Source organism: Cupriavidus sp. FW306-01-F10A (assembly GCF_058782785.1).
Window position 1 is genome coordinate 133,054 of sequence record NZ_JBYSYA010000012.1, and the last position, 15,634, is coordinate 148,687.

Annotated in this window: 16 protein-coding genes; 10 read left to right on the forward strand and 6 right to left on the reverse strand. The window is 68.2% G+C overall.

Annotated features, from left to right (window positions below):
- Positions 1–1,221: a phosphonoacetate hydrolase gene (phnA, locus tag AC3WLF_RS18675; protein WP_492356441.1), complete on the forward strand. Its 1,221-nt coding sequence runs from the start codon at positions 1–3 to the stop codon at positions 1,219–1,221.
- Between the two features lie 88 nt (positions 1,222–1,309).
- On the forward strand, positions 1,310–2,989 hold the full coding sequence (locus tag AC3WLF_RS18680) for a Na/Pi cotransporter family protein (RefSeq protein WP_492319126.1): 1,680 nt from the start codon (positions 1,310–1,312) through the stop codon (positions 2,987–2,989).
- Positions 2,990–3,009: 20 nt separating this feature from the next.
- Here AC3WLF_RS18680 and phnY read toward each other — a convergent pair whose 3' ends face one another.
- The 3 genes from phnY to psrA all read right to left on the reverse strand — a co-directional run bounded on the left by phnY (position 3,010) and on the right by psrA (position 7,014).
- Positions 3,010–4,455 carry a phosphonoacetaldehyde dehydrogenase gene (gene phnY, locus AC3WLF_RS18685; protein WP_492319125.1) on the reverse strand — a complete coding sequence of 482 codons (1,446 nt, stop codon included), beginning with the start codon at positions 4,453–4,455 and terminating at the stop codon, positions 3,010–3,012.
- A gap of 85 nt (positions 4,456–4,540) precedes the next feature.
- Complete coding sequence (locus AC3WLF_RS18690) at positions 4,541–5,845, reverse strand: MFS transporter (protein ID WP_492350961.1); 1,305 nt, start codon at positions 5,843–5,845, stop codon at positions 4,541–4,543.
- Between the two features lie 77 nt (positions 5,846–5,922).
- Positions 5,923–7,014 (reverse strand): iron-containing alcohol dehydrogenase PsrA, encoded by a 1,092-nt coding sequence (gene psrA, locus AC3WLF_RS18695; RefSeq protein WP_492358610.1) that lies wholly within the window; start codon positions 7,012–7,014, stop codon positions 5,923–5,925.
- 244 nt (positions 7,015–7,258) lie between these two features.
- Between psrA and AC3WLF_RS18700 the strand changes: the two genes are divergently transcribed.
- Positions 7,259–8,125, forward strand: coding sequence for a LysR substrate-binding domain-containing protein (locus tag AC3WLF_RS18700; protein WP_492356446.1), 867 nt, complete (start codon positions 7,259–7,261; stop codon positions 8,123–8,125).
- 161 nt (positions 8,126–8,286) lie between these two features.
- Here the strand turns inward: AC3WLF_RS18700 and AC3WLF_RS18705 are convergent, their stop codons facing one another.
- Positions 8,287–9,123: a DUF2182 domain-containing protein gene (locus tag AC3WLF_RS18705; protein WP_492358611.1), complete on the reverse strand. Its 837-nt coding sequence runs from the start codon at positions 9,121–9,123 to the stop codon at positions 8,287–8,289.
- Positions 9,124–9,131: 8 nt separating this feature from the next.
- Positions 9,132–9,908 carry a DUF899 domain-containing protein gene (locus AC3WLF_RS18710; RefSeq protein WP_492358612.1) on the reverse strand — a complete coding sequence of 259 codons (777 nt, stop codon included), beginning with the start codon at positions 9,906–9,908 and terminating at the stop codon, positions 9,132–9,134.
- 98 nt (positions 9,909–10,006) lie between these two features.
- Between AC3WLF_RS18710 and AC3WLF_RS18715 the strand changes: the two genes are divergently transcribed.
- The 6 genes from AC3WLF_RS18715 to AC3WLF_RS18740 all read left to right on the forward strand — a co-directional run bounded on the left by AC3WLF_RS18715 (position 10,007) and on the right by AC3WLF_RS18740 (position 14,740).
- Positions 10,007–11,227 carry a helix-turn-helix domain-containing protein gene (locus tag AC3WLF_RS18715; protein WP_492350964.1) on the forward strand — a complete coding sequence of 407 codons (1,221 nt, stop codon included), beginning with the start codon at positions 10,007–10,009 and terminating at the stop codon, positions 11,225–11,227.
- Between the two features lie 34 nt (positions 11,228–11,261).
- A complete protein-coding gene (locus AC3WLF_RS18720) occupies positions 11,262–11,930 on the forward strand; it encodes a Vgb family protein (RefSeq protein ID WP_492319118.1) in 669 nt (222 codons plus the stop codon).
- Between the two features lie 108 nt (positions 11,931–12,038).
- Positions 12,039–12,233: a lipoprotein gene (locus AC3WLF_RS18725; protein ID WP_010813486.1), complete on the forward strand. Its 195-nt coding sequence runs from the start codon at positions 12,039–12,041 to the stop codon at positions 12,231–12,233.
- Between the two features lie 123 nt (positions 12,234–12,356).
- Complete coding sequence (locus AC3WLF_RS18730) at positions 12,357–12,890, forward strand: hypothetical protein (RefSeq protein WP_492319117.1); 534 nt, start codon at positions 12,357–12,359, stop codon at positions 12,888–12,890.
- Between the two features lie 76 nt (positions 12,891–12,966).
- A complete protein-coding gene (serA, locus tag AC3WLF_RS18735) occupies positions 12,967–14,217 on the forward strand; it encodes a phosphoglycerate dehydrogenase (RefSeq protein ID WP_492319116.1) in 1,251 nt (416 codons plus the stop codon).
- Between the two features lie 175 nt (positions 14,218–14,392).
- Complete coding sequence (locus AC3WLF_RS18740; protein WP_492319115.1) at positions 14,393–14,740, forward strand: hypothetical protein; 348 nt, start codon at positions 14,393–14,395, stop codon at positions 14,738–14,740.
- On the opposite strand, the gene AC3WLF_RS18745 is transcribed toward AC3WLF_RS18740, so the two are convergent.
- Positions 14,731–15,012, reverse strand: a complete 282-nt coding sequence (locus AC3WLF_RS18745; RefSeq protein ID WP_492319114.1) for a tripartite tricarboxylate transporter substrate-binding protein — start codon at positions 15,010–15,012, stop codon at positions 14,731–14,733. The two genes, AC3WLF_RS18740 and AC3WLF_RS18745, sit on opposite strands and share 10 nt — an antisense overlap.
- A 66-nt stretch (positions 15,013–15,078) precedes the next feature.
- Here AC3WLF_RS18745 and ccmI point away from each other — a divergent pair, with 66 nt between their 5' ends.
- Positions 15,079–15,630: a c-type cytochrome biogenesis protein CcmI gene (gene ccmI, locus AC3WLF_RS18750; RefSeq protein ID WP_492340477.1), complete on the forward strand. Its 552-nt coding sequence runs from the start codon at positions 15,079–15,081 to the stop codon at positions 15,628–15,630.
- Positions 15,631–15,634: the final 4 nt, after the last annotated feature.

Sequence of the window (15,634 nt, forward strand, 5' to 3'; positions counted from 1 at the left end):
ATGAGCACCCAGATCCAGGTCAACGGCCACCACTACCAGCTTCCCGCCCGCCCCACCGTCATCGTCTGCATCGACGGCTGCGAGCAGGAATACATCAGCCTTGCCGTGCAGGCGGGCGCCACCCCCTTCTTCGCCAGCCTGGCCAAACGCGGTACCGTGCTGACCGGCGATTGCGTGGTGCCATCGTTCACCAACCCCAACAACCTGTCGATCGTGACCGGCGTGCCGCCGTCGGTGCACGGCATCTGCGGCAACTTCTTCTACGACACCGAAGCCGGCGCCGAGGTGCTGATGAACGACGCCCGCTACCTGCGCGCCCCCACCGTGCTGGCCGCGGCAGCGCAGGCCGGCGCATCGGTGGCGGTGGTCACCGCCAAGGACAAGCTGCGCGCGTTGCTGGGCCACGGCCTCAGGGGCATCTGCTTCTCGGCGGAGAAGGCCGACCAGGCCACCATCGAAGACAACGGCATCGACGACGTGCTGCGCAAGGTCGGCATGCCGCTGCCCTCGGTCTACAGCGCCGACCTGTCCGAGTTCGTGTTCGCCGCCGGCGTGGCCTTGCTGGAAACCGTCCGCCCCGACCTGATGTACCTGTCCACCACGGACTACATCCAGCACAAGCATGCCCCGGGAACGCCGCAGGCCAGTGCCTTCTACGCCATGATCGACAGCTACCTGCAGCGCCTGGACGCGCTGGGTGCGGTCATCGGCGTCACCGCCGACCACGGCATGAATGCCAAGACCGATTCGCTGGGCAAGGCCAACATCCTGTTCCTGCAGCAGGTGCTGGACGAGCGTTTCGGCGCGGACGCCACGCGCGTGCTGCTGCCGATCACCGATCCCTACGTCGCCCACCATGGCGCACTGGGCTCCTACGCGACCGTGTACCTGCCTGCCGGCACCGATCAACAGGCCGTGCATGAAGCCATCGCCGCACTGCCCGGGATCGAACTGGTGCTGGACAAGCGCGCCGCCAGCGAGCGCTTCGAGCTGCCGCCCGACCGCATCGGCGACCTGGTGGTGGTCAGCGAACGCCTGACCGTGCTCGGCACCACGCCGGCGCGCCATGACCTGAGTGGCCTGGATGCCCCGCTGCGCTCGCACGGCGGCCTGTCCGAGCAGAAGGTGCCGCTGCTGTTCAACCGCAAGGTCACTGCGCCCGCAGGCCAGCGGCTGCGCAATTTCGACATCCTGCGGCTGGCGCTGAACCACGCGGACTAAGTCCGGTGTGTGCCGGCCTGGCCGGCACGCTTCCTCAACAAGCAGATAAGGGTGGCCGCGAAGACAGCCACCACCAGGGGGCGGCGCCATGCAAATCCTGCTTTCCCTGATGTCCGGGGTCGCACTGCTGATCTGGGGCGCGCATGTGACGCGCCACGGCATGCTGGAGCTGTTGGGGCCGCGCTTGCGGCTGGTGCTGGCCGCGGGCACGGCCAGTCCCGCGCGTGGCTTCCTGGCCGGGCTTGGCGTGACCGCGCTGATCCAGAGCAGCAGCGCGACGGCGCTGATGACCAGCGCCTTTGTGGCAGGGGGCCTGGTGTCGTTGCCGGCGGCACTGCCGATCGTGCTCGGTGCCGACGTCGGCACCAGCCTGATGGCACGCTTGCTGTCGGTCGATATCTCCTGGCTCTCGCCACTGCTGCTGGTGATCGGCATTGCCCTGCGCCTGTCCGGCAAGGCCAGCCTGCGCGGACAGGCCGGCGAAGTCATCGTGGGACTGGGGCTGATCACGCTGGCCTTGCAGCTGATCCGCCTCTACGCCGCGCCGCTGCTGCACGCCGAGATCGTGCGCGCCATCTTCACCTCGCTTGGCAACGACGCACTGCTGGCCCTGGTGATCGGCGCCCTTGTGACGTTGCTCGCGTACTCCAGCCTGGCCGCGGTACTGCTGACTGCAACGCTGGCCATGGGTGGTGTCATCGGCCCTGCCACCGCCTTGCCGCTGGTGCTCGGCGCCAATCTGGGCAGTGGACTGATAGCCTGCCTGGCCAATTCCGGCAGTGCGCCTGCTGCCCGGCGCGTATCGCTCGCGAACCTGATCTTCCGGTTCGTGGGGATACTGGCATTCCTGCCGCTGCTTGACGCCATCCCCTGGCTGCTGGCGCGCCTGGGCAGCAGTGCCGGCACCATGGCCATCGACTTCCACATGGCCTTCAACCTGACCCTGGCCGCAACGCTGATCTGGTTTGTCAACCCGGTGGCGGCCCTCTGCACCCGATGGCTGCCTGATGCGCACGACGACGCGGCGCCCGGCGGCGCGCGCTACCTGAGCCAGGGCGACCTGCGGCACCCGTCCGTCGCGCTGGGCAATGCCACGCGCGAGGTCGTGCGCATCGGCGACGTGATCGAGGAGATGCTCAATGGCATGAAGCTCTCGATCGTGGGCAACGACCGCGCCGCGAACGTCCGCTGCCGCGCGCTGGACGACCGCATCGACGACCTCTATTCGTCCGTCAAGATGTACCTGACCGACGTCGACGCCGGCAGCCTCGACGGCGAGGATGCCGCACGCTGGGACGCGATCATGCTGGTCAATATCAACCTGGAGTACGCGGGCGATATCGTCGAACGGATCCTGGTCGACCTGGACCAGCGCAAGCTCGCCCGCAACTTCTGCTTCTCGGCCGAGGGCAGCGCCGAACTGCTGGAACTTTGCGACATGCTGGTGGCCAACCTGCGTACCAGGATGTCGCTCTTTGTTGCCAACGACCGCGCAGCGTCGGCGTTGCTTCTCGAATGCGCCGGCGACTTCCAGGCGCGCGCCGAGCGCTTCACCGCCCGCCACATTGCCCGTGTCGCGCAGCGCCGTACCGCAAGCGTGGAAACCAGCGCCCTGCACCTGGACACCCTGCGCGAACTGTCCCAGATGAACGCGCTGCTGTGCGCCGCGCCGGCAGGCATGCCCGGCGCCCTGCGCGAAGACACTTCGTTCCTGGCTGCCGGCAACCACGGCACGCCGCACGCACAGGAACGCCTGCTTAGTCCGTGACCGCCAGGACCGGGCGCTAACTACCAAGGCAACGAATATGTCTTGGTGTTGGTAAAGCTCTTCATCGCCTCCAGCACGCCTTCCTTGTAGCCCAGTCCGGAATCCTTGATGCCGCCGAACGGCGTCAGCTCCAGGCGATAGCCCGGCACCTCGCGCACATTGACGCTGCCGACCTTCAGCTCCCGCACGAAGCGCGTGATGTAGTCGAGCCGGTTGGTGCAGACCGACGACGAAAGGCCGTAGGCGGTGCCGTTGGAGATGCGGATCGCATCTCCAATGTCCCTGAAGCGGATCACCGGCGACACCGGCCCGAAGGTCTCATGCCTGGCCACGGTCATTTCGGGATCGACATGATCGAGCACCGTCGGCGAATACAGCGCGCCGCGCCGGATATTGCCGTAGCGCAGCGTGGCCCCGGCGGCAATCGCTTCATTGACCACCGCCTCGAACTGGATCGCCGCGGCTTCGTCGATGACGGTGCCCATGTCCACCTTCGGGTCCATGGGATCGCCGTAGCTGAGCGCTTCGGTCTTCGCCACCAGCAGGTCGACAAAGCGGTCCGCCACCGACTCATGCACCAGCATGCGCTTGATCGCCGTGCAGCGCTGCCCGGAGTTCTTGTACGAGCCGCTGGCGGCCAGCGTGGCGGCCTCTTCCAGGTCGGCGTCTTCCATCACGATGATCGGGTCGTTGCCGCCCAGCTCCAGCACCTGGCGCTTGTAGGTGGCCGTGGCGGCGATGTACTTGCCGATCGGCACGCCGCCGGTGAAGGTCACCAGGTCCACGTCCGGGTGCGTCAGCATCTCGTCGGCGATCTCGCGCGGGTCGCCGGTGATGACCGACAGCATCTGCGGCGGCAGCCCGGCCTCATACAGGATATCGGCCAGCAGGTAGGCCGCCAGCGGCGTCTTCTCGCTGGGCTTGAGCACCATGCGGTTGTTGGTGGCCACCGACGGCGCCACCTTGTGGATCACCTGGTTCAACGGGTGGTTGAACGGCGTGATCGCGGTGATCACGCCCAGCAGCGGCTCGCGCAGCGTATAGACCTTGCGGCTCTTGCCGTGGTGGGTCAGGTCGCACGAGAACACCTGGCCGTCGTCGACCAGCGCCTGGTTGGCGGCAAACAGCAGCACGTCAGAGGCGCGGCCCACCTCGTACAGCGAATCCTTGCGGCACAGGCCGGATTCCAGCGTGATGGTGCGCGAGATCTCATCCAGGCGCGAGGCGATGATCTCGCCCGCGCGCATCAGGATCTTGTAGCGTTCATAGCGCGTCAGCGTGGGCTGGTAGTCGCGCGCGATGCGGTAGGCGCGGCGCACGTCGTCGAGCGTGGCCTTCGGCACGGTGGCGATGACTTCGCCGGTGTACGGATAGGTCACCTCGATCACGTCTTCGCGGTAGATCTTCTCGCCGGCGATGCGCAGCGCTTCGTGGCGGATTTCGGGGGTGGCTTGCAATGCGGTCATGAGCTTGCCCTCGCGGGTCTTGAGCAGTGGGTGGAAGGAGATGCAGCCGTCGCGGGCGGGCCGGCGCCTTGCCGGCCCGGCGCGCTCAGCGGCGGATGAAGGCCGCGATCACGGCGCTGATGATGCAGCTGGTTGCCACGATCGGGAACACCAGCGAGGTATTGCCGGACTGGTCCAGGATGCGGCCGATCAGGGGTTCGCCCAGGCCTGCGAGCAGGTACGAGAAGAAGTTCAGGATGCCGGTAGCGGTGCCGGCCCGCCTGGCGCCGACCAGGTCCGGGCACAGCGCCCAGAAGGACGAGGCGGGGCCGTATACGAAGAAGCCGGCAAGGAACAGCGCGACGATCGCGCCCATGCCCGTGGGCAGCTGGTACATGATCATCGAGGCAATCGCACCCAGCACCATGTAGAGCATGATGGCCTTGCTGCGGCTGGAGCCGAACAGGCGGTCGGAAATCCAGCCGTTGGACAGCGCGCCGAAGGCCATGCCCACCGGCAGCGCCACCGAGATCCAGGCCGGGTCGATCAGGGTCTCGGCGCTCTTCCAGTTCTTGCCCAGGAAGTGGACCGGCACCCAGACGATCAGGCCATAGCGCGCGGCATTCTGGAAACCGATCGACAGGCCCGCGACCAGCAGCCGCGGGTTGCGCAGCACGGCCTTGTAGCGCGACCAGGAGCTTTCGCCGGCATCGGTCTCGACTGCCGTGGCCTTCTCCGCATCCTCGGCCTTGGCCACGCCGGTATCGGGCGACTTGAAGCCAAGGTCTTCCGGCCGCTCGCGCACGATCAGGAAGAAGGTGATGCCGCCCACCAGCATCAGCAGCACCGGCAGGCGGAAGATCCAGCGCCAGTCCAGGTGCAGGATGTTCACGACCACGATCGAGGTGACGAACGACAGCACCGAGGCGCAGCCGGCCGCGAACACGTAGAAGCCGTAGACTTTGCCGCGCTCTTCGGCGCCCCACCAGTTCGACAGCAGCCGGCTGCCGGGCGCCCAGCCAAGGGCCTGGAAGTAGCCGTTGATGCCCCAGGGAATCGCCAGGCTCTTGAAGCCGACGGCGAAGCTGACCACCCAGTTGGCGGCGCACGACAGGATCGCGCCGGCGGTCATCACGCGGCGGCCGCCGAACTTGTCGCCCAGGTTGCCGTTGATGGCCTGCCCGATGGCGTAGCACCACAGCAGGCAGGTGGAGGCCCAGCCCAGCGCTTCCTTGGAAAACCCGAATTCCTGCTGGATGCCGGGAATGGCGAAGCCAAAGGTTTGCCGCCCGGTGTAGAAGAAGAAGTAGCAGAACATCGCGGCCAGCAGCATGCGCCACTGGGCGCGCCGGAACGAATGCTCGGCCGGAGCGACGAACGCCCCTGCCTGGATGCGATCGGCAGTTTCCATTTTTGTCTCCTCTTGTATTGTCGGCCCGTATTGCGGGCTCGTGTTGGCCGGCGGCACCGTCGGCCGGGGTCGTGCCACTAGGCCGGCACAGCGCCGATGAAGTTCTTGCCCCGGGCGCCGTCCAGCGCACGCGCGATCATGGCGCCGGCCTCGTCGTCGGAGACGCCGTAGTCGGCAAACTCGGTCTTCACGCCCAGGTCCTGCAGGAAGGCGCGCAGCCGCTGCTGCCCGTTGCCCAGCACCGGCCCGAACAGCCGCTGCAGCGTGCGGTCGCGGTCGGGCCGGCGTGCCCAGGCTTTTTCAAGCACCATCGGCAGCGTGAACGAGCACGCGATGCCGTGCGGCAGGCCATGGCGCAGCGTCATTTCGTAGGAGATGGAGTGCGCAAGTGCCGTCTTGGTATTGGAGAACGCCAGTCCGGCCTTGAGGGCGGCCAGCGCCATGCGCTCACGCAGGCCAATGTCGTCCAGGTTGCGCACCAGTTCCGGCAAGGTGTCGAAGATGTCCTCCACCGCCGAAATCGCGAAGGTGTCGGAAACCGGGTTGGCATTGACGTTCCAGATCGATTCCAGCGCGTGGGACAGGGCATCGAGCCCGGTGGAGATCGTGGTGCCCCGCGGCACCGACATCATCAGCTCCGCATCCACGATGGCCGCTTCGGGCCAGGTTGCCTGCAGGTGAAGCGAGTACTTCTTCTGGTTCGCGGCGTCCCAGATGGTGGCCCAGGGCGTCACTTCGCTGCCGGTGCCGGCAGTCGTCGGCACCGCGATCAGCGGCTTGACCTGCGCCGGCGTGAACGCCTTGCCGGTCGCCAGCAGGCTGATCAGCGAATCGAACCGGCCCGACCTGGTCCCTACCATCAACGCCTTGGCGGTATCGATCGCGCTGCCGCCACCGACCGCAACGATGGCGTCGCAGGCGTCGGCGTCTTCCCAGAAGCGGTTGTACAGGCCGGACAACTGGGCGACATCCGGGTTCGGCTGCACATCTTCGATCAGCCCGGCAAGGTCTGCGCCCAGCAGGGCTTCAAGCCGCGCCACCAGTCCCAGCGCACGCGCTTCGGGAAAGGTCACGACGACGACGCGCCGGCCGTGCAGCAGGGCCGGGAGCCGGTCAAGGCTGCCAGCCCCGCAATGGATCGACACGGGGTTGTGGTAGGCATGGTTCATGGGGTCTCCTCACTTCTTTTCTGGGTAGCCTGGGCGGCAGCTTGAGCCGCGTTTCCTGGTGGCTGAAGTTTGGGAGACGCCAAACCCCCGGTCCAATCGCATCTTTGACGGCGAGGTGCGCCAAAACCAATGGATCGCCGGCACGCTGCCGGCCTCGGGGAAACCCTGTACGCAACGGCACGCGTCTGTGGGAGACTCGCCGCACACACCGCGCAGAACGGCGGCCAGCCCCCATCGAGACCCCATGTTCCACCAGTACTACAAGTCGATCCGCTGCTTCCATGCGGTCGCCCGGACGGGCGGCTTCACTGCCGCGGCGCAATACCTGCATATCGGGCAGCCGACCGTGACCGACCAGGTCAAGGCGCTGGAGACGCGCTTCGGCGTGGAGCTGTTCCTGCGCGCGGGCCGCACCGTGCGCCTGACCGACACCGGCGAGCGGCTCTACGCCATCACCCAGGGCTTGTTCGGGCAGGAAGAAGAGGCCATGCAGTTCCTGCAGAGCGCGCACAAGCTCAAGACCGGGCTGGTGCGCGTGGGCGCGGTGTCGCCGCCGATCGCGCTGGGGCTGGCGCGTAGTTTCCGTTCCACCCATGCTTCGCTGGAACTGACGGTCACCATCGGCTCGGAAGCCTCGGTGCTGCGCGGCCTGCAGGATTTCGATATCGACGTCGGCATCCTGGCCGAGCCCGATCCGGTCGATGGCCTGCATATCGCGCCGTATCGGAAAGAGCGCATCGTTGCCGTGATGCCGGCCGGCCATCCGCTGGCCGCGCGCGCTTCGATCACGGTGCAGGAGGTCGCCGGCGAAGCCGTGATCCTGCGCGAGCCGGGCTCGAAGACCCGGCTCCGGGTTGAACGCGCGTGCGCACAGCATGGCGTGGCGCTGAACTGCGTGATGGAGATCAACAGCCGCGAGGCCATCCTGCATGCAGTGGCCAATGGCATGGGCATCAGCTTCGTCACGCAGATCGAATGCATCCCGCTGCCGGGCCTGCAGGTGGTGCCGGTCGACGAGCCGCTGCTGTCGATCGATTATTCGCTGTGCTGCCTGGCGGTGCGCAAGGAGCGGCCGCTGATTGCGGCGCTGTTCGCGGTCGCGCTGGGCTAGTGTCCTGTTCCGCAGATAGCTTGTCGTCCAGTTGGTCGTCAGGCCAGGCGCGAGGAGGCGCCATAGCCGTAGCTATGGCAACGACGAGCAACGACGCATGGCGGCCAACTGGGCGATTTCATGGCAAGGTATCTGCGGAACAGGACACGAGTACCCTGCCGTCATCCGCCCCAACCTGCCTGCACGAGCGTAGCCACGCCCACGCCGACCAGGACGGCCCCGGTGAGCCGTACCGCAAGCCTGGTCACGTGCGCACCCGCCGGCTTCCATCGTTCGAGCGTCATCGCCAATGTCACCGCTGCCATCACGCGCAGGTCCATCACGCCCATGACGAGCAATGCCGCGGTCAAGCCCGCACAGCACCGGGTGCAGTGCGCGCCCAGCCGCAGGCCATGGCGCCACGCCGAGCCGGCATCCGCCGGCAGTGCGCGCGTGCGGCCCGCTGCGCTGGCGCAGCAGGCAAGCTGCCGTGCTTTCCACGCGGTGAACTGCAGCACGCCTGCCATCACCAGGACCACCGCAGCAGCGAGCGGCGCCGCGCGCGCCAGGCCCTGCGCCTGCATGGCTATCGCTGCCAGCGCAGCGCCAACCGGGAAAACGGCGAGGCCCACCATGCCCCACACGAAGAAGTAGCCGGCGCCCGCCAGTACCGTCGACATGCCCGGGCGGACCTGCCCTGCCGCCGCCAGCGCCTGGCGGTAGCGCCACAGCATCGGTGCCAGCGAGGGCAGCATCATCGGCACCATCATGGCGAACCACATGCCGAGGAAGGCCATTGCCGTGCGGATCCAGGTCTGGCCGCACATCCGCATCCACGCCATCGACATGGTCCAGCCGCCGGGCATCGGCGTCGCGCCCATTGCGGGCATGGACGCATGCCAGGCGAGTGTCGCCGCCACGCCGGCGATGAATAGCACGGCCAGGATGCCAAAGAAGGCAAGGCGCGGGCCGGCGCTGCGTGAGCGCGCCGGCCTGTGCGCGGTGAGTACGCTGGACACGGCCTGCCTCAGCCCTGCTCGTACTCGTCGTGCCGGCGCCACCAGACCCCGGCCTCGTTGCGTCCGCGCGGCGCGCGGTCCAGCCACTGGTACATGCCCCACAGGCCATCCAGCCCGCGCGCATAGGTGGAATAGGTGTGGTACACAACGCCATCTTCCAGCGCGAAGGCGCTCATGCCGGGCCGGTCGCGCTGGTACGTTGCGGCATCGGTGCCGCACATGGCAGCAAACTGGGCCTCGGCCGCTGCGCCGCCGGCCTCCAGTTCAGGTCGCCAGGCGAATGCCGCCTCGCGCCGGTAGTTGTAGTCGATATCGCCCTGGCGCTGTTGCGCTTCGCTGAACCAGACGCTGAAGTCCGTGTTGAAGTCGCTGCCCTGCGACGACGCCCACGAGAAGGTCCAGCCCATGCGCCGCTGGTACGCCAGCAATTTCGCCAACGGTGCCCGCGACACCGCGGCCAGCGTGACGTCGTGATGCGCCAGGTGGACGGCAAAGCCGTCAAACCCGTCCGCAATCGCGGAGCAGGACGGGCAACCTGCCTGGTAGTCCGGGCCGAACATGAAGTGGTAGACCAGCAGTTGCGAACGTCCCTGGAACAAGTCTGCCAGCGCGGCGCTGCCCGCCGCGGTCTCGAACCGGTAGGGCTTGTCGATTCGAACCCACGGCAAGGCCTGGCGCTGCCGTGCCAGTTCATCGCTGCGTCGGGTGAGATCCTTCTCGGCCTCGAGCAGTTCGCGCCGCGCGGCCAGCCAGGCTTCACGGGTTCCGGTGCTGTGTGTGGTCATCGTGCATCCCTCCGTTGGTTGGTGTTCGTGTGCTAGATTAGGCGCCGGCTTCCAACGGTGGGAGTGACAAGTGTGGCGGGATTTCTGGCGGGATTCGGATGGACTCACGCATTGCCGCCGCGGCGCTAGCGCTCGCCGCGGGCGATCCGCTTGGCGCGCTGAACCGGGTTGCCCTGCGCGACGATCCGCCGGCGCTGGCGCTGCGCGGCATCGCCATGGCGCAGCTTGGCGACCTCATCCGCGCGCGGGCACTGTTGCGCAGCGCGGCGCGCGCCTTCGGTCCGCGCGAAGCCGTCGCGCGCGCCAGGTGCGTGGTGGCCGAAACCGAAATCGCCTTTGTCTCGCGCGACCTGGGCTGGCCCGCAAAGACGCTGGACAGCGCGCGCGCCACCCTGGAAGCGCACGGCGACTGGGTCAACGCCGCCCATGCGCGCTATCTGGAGATACGGCGGCTGCTGCTGATCGGCCGCATCGACGACGCCGAGCAGGCGCTTGCCGGGCTTGACCCCACCCCCTTCCCGCCCGCATTGCGCACAACCCATGCCCTGATCGTGGCGGGCATCGCGATGCGGCGCGTGCAGACCCGGCCGGCGCGCGCCGCGCTGGCACAGGCCGCGCACGCGGCGCAGCGCGCCGGCATCCCATCCTTGCGCGCCGAGGTAGAAAGCGCGGCCCTGGCGCTGCATAGCCCCGCGGCACGCCGCATCGCGCGCGGCGAGGAACGGCCGCTGCTGCTCGAGGAAGTCGAAGCGCTGCTGGCATCGAAAGCGCTGGTCGTCGATGCGTGCCGCTATGCCGTGCGCTGCGCTGGCACCGCGGTCTCGCTCGCCAGGCGGCCGGTGTTGTTCACGCTGGCGCGCGCGCTGGCCGAGGCCTGGCCCGCCGACGTGCCCCGGGACACGCTGATCGCGCACGCCTTCCGCACCAGGCATGCCGATGCTTCGCACCGCGCGCGGCTGCGTGTCGAGATCGGGCGGCTGCGGGCGGTGCTTGGCGCATTTGCCGGCGTCACGGCAACCGGGCGCGGCTTCGCACTGGTGCCGCAGCGCGCGCGCGAGGTAGTGGTGCTGGCGCGGCCTGTGGAAGAGAAGCACGCAGCAGTGCTCGCCTTGCTGGCCGATGGCGAGTCATGGTCCAGTTCCGCGCTCGCGCTGGCGCTGGGTGCCGGCCAGCGCTCGGTGCAACGGGCACTGGAAACGCTGGCGGCAGCGGGCAAGATCCAGTCCCTTGGCCACGGGCGCGCGCGCCGCTGGATGACGCCGCCGGTGCCGGGATTCACGACGACCTTGTTACTCCCCTCGCCGCTGCCGGTTGACTAGCATGTAGCCATCCCCAAGCCAACAGGATCACAGCATGAAACGATCACAAGCCGAAGTGCTTCGCGAGTATGGCCCCTTCCCCGGCGTCGAGAACGTCCACGGTGTCAGCTATGACGGCCAGCGGGTCTGGTTTGCCAGCGGAGACAAGCTCAATGCCCTGGACCCGGTCACCGGCAGGACACTGCGCTCGCTCGATGTCGCCGCCCATGCCGGAACGGCTTTCGACGGCCAGCACCTGTACCAGATTGCCGAGGACCGGATCCAGAAGATCGATCCGCAAAGCGGCCGCGTGCTGGCCACGATCCCCGCGCCGGGCGGCGGCGGCGACTCGGGGCTTGCCTGGGCCGAAGGCACCTTGTGGGTGGGCCAGTACCGGGAGCGGAAGATCCACCAGGTCGATCCACAGACGGGGGCGATCCTGCGCACCATCACGTCCGACCGCTTTGTCACCGGCGTCACCTGGGTTGATGCCGAGCTCTGGCACGGCACCTGGGAAGGTGACCAGAGCGAGCTGCGGCACATCGACCCGCAATCGGGCGCGGTGCTGGAATCGGTCACCATGCCGGCCGGTGCGGGCGTGTCGGGGCTGGAGTCCGATGGCGGCGACCAGTTCTTCTGCGGCGGCGGCAACAGCGGCAAGATCCGTGCAGTGCGCCGGCCCGGGCCAGCCGGAAAGCGCCCCGCCGGCGCCGCGGGCAAGTAGCCGGCATTCATCCTGAGCGGATCGTTTTCACTATTCCTTACAGACAAAGACGTTGCCACCATCTATTCTCCTGTCGCAAACGGAATCCCCCACAACAAGGAGAATGCGATGAAATCCGCTCTGGCCCTTCTGGTCGCCTGCAGCGCACTGCTGGGCGGCTGCGTGGTAGCCCCTTATGACACCTACGGCAGCGGCCCCCAGGGCTGCCCGCCTGGGCAGGCAAAAAAGGGCAACTGCCGCGTCGACCCGTACGGCAACGAGTCCTTCTGCCCGCCGGGACAGGCCAAGAAAGGCCGCTGCTGAGCCAGCGCCGGCGCCGCACTGACCGGCGGCCCCGGCTGCCCCCGGCACCAGCCGGTGTTGCACGGGCCGGCCTGGCGGACGGAGAATGGCCGGATGCGGGCATCTCGTCCGCAGGAGAGCGCCATGCAATCCCGCACGCCATCCCGGTGTATCGGCGAACTGTGCGTCGCCGCTGTCGTGCTCGGCTCGCTCGGGGCCTGTGCGACCTTGCAGCCGGAACAGACCGGCAAGCGAATGATCGGCAGCCCGGAAAGTGCCGTACGCAGTACATTCGGATCCCCCACCGAGACCTACCGCCTCGCCGACGGCACCAGCCGCTGGATCTGGTCGCGCCAGCCCCTTGGCCATGAGGTCTACGCCGCCGATTTCGACGCCGGCGGCAAGCTCACCAACTATCGCCAGATGCTGACCGAGACGGAGATCTACCGCGCCCAGGTCGGGACCTGGACCAAGAAGGACGTGCAGGAGCACTTTGGCCTGCCGCGCGAGCCCATCCAGTACTACGCCCTGATGAAACGTGAAGCCTGGTCCTGGCGCATGTACAAAGATGGCTTGCAGACCGCGCATTTCAGCTGCTACTTCGATGACGCCGGCGTGCTGCGCCAGACCATGATCATCGTCGACCCGCTCGGCGGCGACGCGCGCCGCTCGCGCTGAAGCGACGCCAGCGAGGCAGCCGGTGCCATTGCCGGCAGCAGGGGCTCCCCGGCCCACGGGCTTTTTTGCGCGCAGAATGGTGACGATGCGGCAAGCGCCGCCAACCCTCCATGCGGAAACGAACGTGACCACTGCGATCCTGCTCGAGAACATCCACCAGAGCGCCAATGCCCGGCTGGCTGAAGCCGGCCTGCAGGTCGAGCGCCGCACCGGCGCCCTGGCCGGTGCCGAACTGCGCCAGGTGCTGGCCAGCCACGACGTGGTCGGCATCCGCTCTGCCACCCACCTGCGCGCCGACGACATCCGCAGCGCGCCCGAGCTGCTCTCGATTGGCTGCTTCTGCATCGGGACCTCGCAGGTGGACCTGGAAGCCGCCACCACGGCCGGCATCCCGGTGTTCAACGCGCCCTTCTCCAACACCCGCTCGGTGGCCGAGCTGGTGGTGTCGGAAGCAGTGATGCTGCTGCGCCGGATTCCGGAAAAGAACGCCCTGGCACACGCCGGCAAGTGGGCCAAGGGCGCCGCCGGCGCGTTCGAGGCGCGCGGCAAGACCATTGCCATCGTCGGCTACGGCAATATCGGCTCGCAGGTAGGCGTGCTGGCCGAATCGATGGGCATGCGCGTGGTCTACTACGACGTGCTGGCGCGACTCTCGCACGGTTCCGCGCGCGCCGCGGGATCGCTGGAAGAGGCAGTGTCGCAGGCCGAAGTGGTGACCCTGCATGTGCCAGCCACACCGCGCACGCGCAATATGATCGATGCGCGCATCCTGGCCGCCTGCAAGCCGGGCGCGATCCTGATCAATGCCTCGCGCGGCAGCGTGGTGGACATTGCCGCGCTGGCCGCGGCGCTGCGCGAGAAGCGCCTGGGCGGCGCCGCCATCGACGTGTTCCCGGAGGAGCCGAAGACCAACAACGATCCCTTCGTCAGCGAACTGCAGAACCTGCCCAACGTACTGCTGACCCCGCACGTGGGCGGCAGCACCGAAGAGGCGCAGGAGAATATCGGCACCGAAGTGGCGGCCAAGCTGGCGCACTTCCTGGCCACCGGCGGCACCATCGGCGCCGTCAACTTCCCCGAGGTCGATCCCGGCCCGCTGCACGCGCCGGCGCGGCTGCTCAATGTGCACGGCAACGCGCCGGGCGCCCTGGCGGCACTGAACACGCTGCTGGCGCAGGAAGGCGTGAATATCACCGGCCAGCACCTGCAGACGCGCGGCCACACCGGCTATGTGGTCACCGACCTCGACCGCGTGCCGTCAGACCAGCTGATGCAGGCGCTGCGCACCCATGCAGGCTTTGCCCGCTCGCGGCTGATCCTGCGATAGGACAGCGGCCGTCCCCAGGCTCAATTGTCACAGAAGTGTCATAACTCTTAAGAATGTTCTGAAACCGTCGCTATGATGAATATGGCCCACGCGCGGATCCGTGGGCCTGCACTGTGCCGGTTCTCAGTGGCGCCCTGTCTCGGGGCCACGCTGACAATAAGAGAGAGGGGTAGTCATGAAAACGGTCGAACTCAGCAGGAAGGCCGCCGGCGTTGCCGGCCGGCTGGTCGCAGCGGGCGTTCTGGCAGCCGCGGGTATCGGCCCCGCTGCCGCGCATACCGGCACCCTTACGTTCCTTGGGGGAATCTCGTATCCGTCCTGCGGCTTCCGTCCGTCCGCCGGACAGTTGCAGGCGAGCTGCCAGCAGCCGTCGGGGCAGATCGTCTCGGCGCCGTTGCCGTTGTCGCCTGCCCGGATGCCCGGGCAAGCCCGCATCGGCGTGGCAAGGCTGGACGTCGAGCCCGCCCGTGCCAGGCAACGCGGCACGCCGGACGCGTACGTGGTGGTAGTGACCTACCAGTAAACGCGCGGCAGGCAGGCGCCCGCACCAGCCGGCCCTGCCTGCTCCGCCTTGGCCACCATGTCCGCGCCGATCATGCCCCCGGCGCCTGGCCGGTTGTCCAACACAACCGCCTTGCCCCATGCCTTGGCCAGGCCGTCCGCTACCATGCGCGCGACCACGTCGCCGGTCCCGCCCGCGGCGTACGGCATCACGATGCGCACCGTGCGTGCCGGGAAATCCACGCCCTGGGCACCACCCTGCGCCCGCGCGCCCAGACCAACCCAGCGCCGCACCCGCGACTCTGGCTGCTCGCCGCCGCGCTGATCGCTGCCGCCACGGCCTGCCTGCTGTGGCCGCTGCTGCGCCGCCGGGCAGTGCCAGACCCGGGCACGCCGGAACGCACCTTGCTGGTTGACCTATACCACGACCAGTTGCGCGAGCTCGACACCGACCTGCGCGGCGGCACCCTCACCGCGGCGCGCCACGCCGAAGCCCGCGACGAGCTCGGCCGCCGGCTGCTCGATGACGCCGCCGGCGCCGCCACCGGCGCGGGACGGGCAGGCACCTCGCCGCTGCTCGCCGCGCTGCTGCTCGCATTGCTTCCCAGCGCCGCCATCCTGCTCTATCTGCACCTGGGCAACCCGGTCGCGCTCTGGCGTGCCGACGACCTGCCCGAAAACACCGGCAGCCAGCACCAGTTGAGCGGCGCGCAGATAGAGGGCATGGTGAACCAGCTCGCGCAGCGCCTGCGCGAGTCGCCCGGCGACGCGCAGGGCTGGGCCATGCTGGCGCGCTCATACAGCGTGATGAAACGCCACGCCGATGCCGCCGCGGCGTACGCGCGGGCAGTCGAACTGGCGCCGGACGTGGCCGCGCTGCGCTCGGACTACGCCGATGTGCGGCCAGCCTGAACGG

Bases quoted from the DNA above. Each gene is read 5' to 3' on its own strand.
- phnA (WP_492356441.1), top strand. From the start codon at position 1: ATGAGCACCCAGATCCAGGTCAACGGCCACCACTACCAGCTTCCCGCC.
- AC3WLF_RS18680 (WP_492319126.1), top strand. From the start codon at position 1,310: ATGCAAATCCTGCTTTCCCTGATGTCCGGGGTCGCACTGCTGATCTGG.
- phnY (WP_492319125.1), bottom strand. From the start codon at position 4,455: ATGACCGCATTGCAAGCCACCCCCGAAATCCGCCACGAAGCGCTGCGC.
- AC3WLF_RS18690 (WP_492350961.1), bottom strand. From the start codon at position 5,845: ATGGAAACTGCCGATCGCATCCAGGCAGGGGCGTTCGTCGCTCCGGCC.
- psrA (WP_492358610.1), bottom strand. From the start codon at position 7,014: ATGAACCATGCCTACCACAACCCCGTGTCGATCCATTGCGGGGCTGGC.
- AC3WLF_RS18700 (WP_492356446.1), top strand. From the start codon at position 7,259: ATGTTCCACCAGTACTACAAGTCGATCCGCTGCTTCCATGCGGTCGCC.
- AC3WLF_RS18710 (WP_492358612.1), bottom strand. From the start codon at position 9,908: ATGACCACACACAGCACCGGAACCCGTGAAGCCTGGCTGGCCGCGCGG.
- AC3WLF_RS18715 (WP_492350964.1), top strand. From the start codon at position 10,007: ATGGACTCACGCATTGCCGCCGCGGCGCTAGCGCTCGCCGCGGGCGAT.
- AC3WLF_RS18720 (WP_492319118.1), top strand. From the start codon at position 11,262: ATGAAACGATCACAAGCCGAAGTGCTTCGCGAGTATGGCCCCTTCCCC.
- AC3WLF_RS18725 (WP_010813486.1), top strand. From the start codon at position 12,039: ATGAAATCCGCTCTGGCCCTTCTGGTCGCCTGCAGCGCACTGCTGGGC.
- AC3WLF_RS18730 (WP_492319117.1), top strand. From the start codon at position 12,357: ATGCAATCCCGCACGCCATCCCGGTGTATCGGCGAACTGTGCGTCGCC.
- serA (WP_492319116.1), top strand. From the start codon at position 12,967: ATGGTGACGATGCGGCAAGCGCCGCCAACCCTCCATGCGGAAACGAAC.
- AC3WLF_RS18740 (WP_492319115.1), top strand. From the start codon at position 14,393: ATGAAAACGGTCGAACTCAGCAGGAAGGCCGCCGGCGTTGCCGGCCGG.